Origin of the sequence: Chamaesiphon sp. OTE_75_metabat_556 (genome assembly GCF_031378165.1) — a bacterium.
Taxonomy (GTDB): Bacteria; Cyanobacteriota; Cyanobacteriia; order Cyanobacteriales; family Chamaesiphonaceae; genus Chamaesiphon.
Map to the genome: position 1 here is coordinate 1 of NZ_JANNDR010000485.1, position 2,313 is coordinate 2,313.

Here is a 2,313-nt window from a genome sequence, read left to right on the forward strand (position 1 = left end):
CTTCTGGACAACAGTTGGCACCTATGCCTGGTGAGCTAGCCTACGTTGCTTCCAAAGGTGCTTTGCAACAACTGACGCTGAGTTTGTCCGCTCATCTGATGCCGAGGGGAATTACGGTCAATACGGTCAATCCTGGTGCGACCGATACGGGCTGGGCTGATAGCGAACTATCTGAATTCATTCGCGCCGCCAATCCCCAAGGACGCTGGGGTAAGCCAGAAGATGCAGCTAGGCTAATTGGTTGGCTGGCAACAGATGACGCCCAATGGATTACCGGACAGACGATTAATTCTAATGGTGGTGGCTATTAGCCGTTGGGTCGGAAATTTCAGGCATTGGCTTTGTCTAAAGATCGACGATCTTTAGGCAAACAATTCTAAATTGAATAACAATTTTAATTTGAAGTTTTATCTCGATCGATCCAAGTTGTTACTATTCTCTAGCCATAAAATGATGATCGTCCCGATCGCATAAGCTAGCAAATCTTTCCAATCAAACGTACTCCCGATCGCCACAGCCATGATTTTGTTATTTTGCAATCCTAAGATCTGCACCAGATTAAAGGATTGCAGGATCTCGATCGTCCCAGCAAACGCCAAAACCGACATGGCCGCAGTAGTCGATCGAATCTTGCAGAACGTTTTAACGAAGCAATAAATGAGAATAACTACTAGGACATCCCCAATGAAAGGACGGATAAAACCGTCATGGATAAATATCGCAATACCTACTTCTATTGCAAATAACAGTAGTGTGAAATAGCAGTATTTTTTGTTAAGGGCAAACATAGCAGTCGCGATAATGTTCGATCGATAGCTCAATCTCCCGTCCTAATTCAAGAGACACAGCGATCGAATGGCGAGCGAACCAAGAATAATAGCCTAATTGTCTGCGCCGCAATCGATCGTGACAATATTTAAGTCTACCAAGCTGTGGTGGGGAGATTGATCTGGGCGGGAAGATTGAGTCCAGTTGCTTTCGCCGCACCCCCAATTAATCGGCACTAATTTGGCTCAACAAGTGAGTTTAGGCTTCAGGTTATGGGGAAAAGGAGGTAAAATCGAGGAGAGTATGACGTTTTAGATTTTTTTAAGATTCATTTATGACTGTGAGTGCTACTACTAAAGCTGACGCATTGCTGGACGATCGAACTAACTTTGATGCCATTATTATCGGTTCGGGCATTGGTGGATTGGTGACGGCGACTCAGTTAGCGGCTAAGGGTGCAAAGGTGCTGGTATTGGAGCGATATCTGATTCCTGGGGGGAGTGCGGGTTATTTCGATCGCGAGGGCTATCGATTTGATGTCGGAGCTTCGATGATTTTTGGCTTTGGCAAGCAAGGTACCACCAATTTGTTGACGCGGGCACTGGCAGCAGTGGGAGAAAGTATCGAGACAATTCCCGATCCCGTGCAGGTGCAGTATCATTTACCCGACAAATTAGATATCAAAGTTCATCAGGATTACGAACGGTTTTTACAAGAGCTATTCGCCAAATTCCCCCATGAAGCTCAGGGGATTAGAAAGTTTTATGATGAGTGTTGGCAGGTATTTAATTGTCTGAATGCGATGGATTTGTTGTCGCTCGAAGAGTTGCGCTATCTGACTCGCGTGTTTTTCCAACATCCATCCGCCTGTCTGGGTTTGGTTAAGTATTTACCCTTAAATGTCGGTGACATTGCCCGTAAATATATCAAAGATCCCGATGTGCTCAAGTTCATTGATATGGAGTGCTATATCTGGTCGGTGGTACCTGCGGAAATGACCCCGATGATTAATGCGGGGATGGTATTTTCAGATCGACATTATGGTGGTATTAATTACCCCAAGGGTGGCGTCGGGCAAATCGCTCAAAAGCTAGTTTCCGGTTTAGAGAAAGCTGGCGGCAAAATTCATTATCAATCGCGGGTGACGAAAATTATCACCGAACGTGGTCAAGCTGTTGGTGTCGAACTAGCAAACGGCAAAACTTTTCGCGCTCGGAAAATTGTCTCGAATGCTACTCGCTGGGATACCTTCGAGCAACTACTGCCAGCCGCAGAGATGCCCGCCAAGGAGCGCAAATGGCAGGAACGTTATCAGAAGTCGCCCGCTTTTTTGAGTCTGCATTTAGGCGTCACAGCGGATGTTTTACCTGCGGGGACAGAGTGTCACCACGTCTTGCTCGAAGACTGGACGCAGATGGAGGAGCCAGAAGGGACGATTTTTGTGTCGATTCCGACTTTGCTCGATCCGAGTTTGGCTCCAGAGGGACACCACATTATCCATGCGTTTACACCGAGTTGGATGAGCGACTGGCAAGGTTTAAGTCC

General features: G+C 46.6%; 3 protein-coding genes. 2 read left to right on the forward strand and 1 reads right to left on the reverse strand.

What is annotated here, in order from left to right:
• Positions 1–311: SDR family oxidoreductase (locus RMO27_RS19525; protein ID WP_309735653.1), on the forward strand; the 311-nt coding region annotated here is incomplete at its 5' end.
• A 96-nt stretch (positions 312–407) separates the two neighbouring features.
• Here the strand turns inward: RMO27_RS19525 and RMO27_RS19530 are convergent.
• Positions 408–788 carry a DUF2809 domain-containing protein gene (locus RMO27_RS19530; RefSeq protein ID WP_309735658.1) on the reverse strand — a complete coding sequence of 127 codons (381 nt, stop codon included), beginning with the start codon at positions 786–788 and terminating at the stop codon, positions 408–410.
• A gap of 314 nt (positions 789–1,102) precedes the next feature.
• Between RMO27_RS19530 and crtH the strand changes: the two genes are divergently transcribed.
• Positions 1,103–2,313 (forward strand): carotenoid isomerase (gene crtH / locus RMO27_RS19535; RefSeq protein WP_309735660.1); only part of this gene is annotated, 1,211 nt, incomplete at its 3' end.

Bases quoted from the DNA above. Each gene is read 5' to 3' on its own strand.
- RMO27_RS19530 (WP_309735658.1), bottom strand. From the start codon at position 788: ATGTTTGCCCTTAACAAAAAATACTGCTATTTCACACTACTGTTATTT.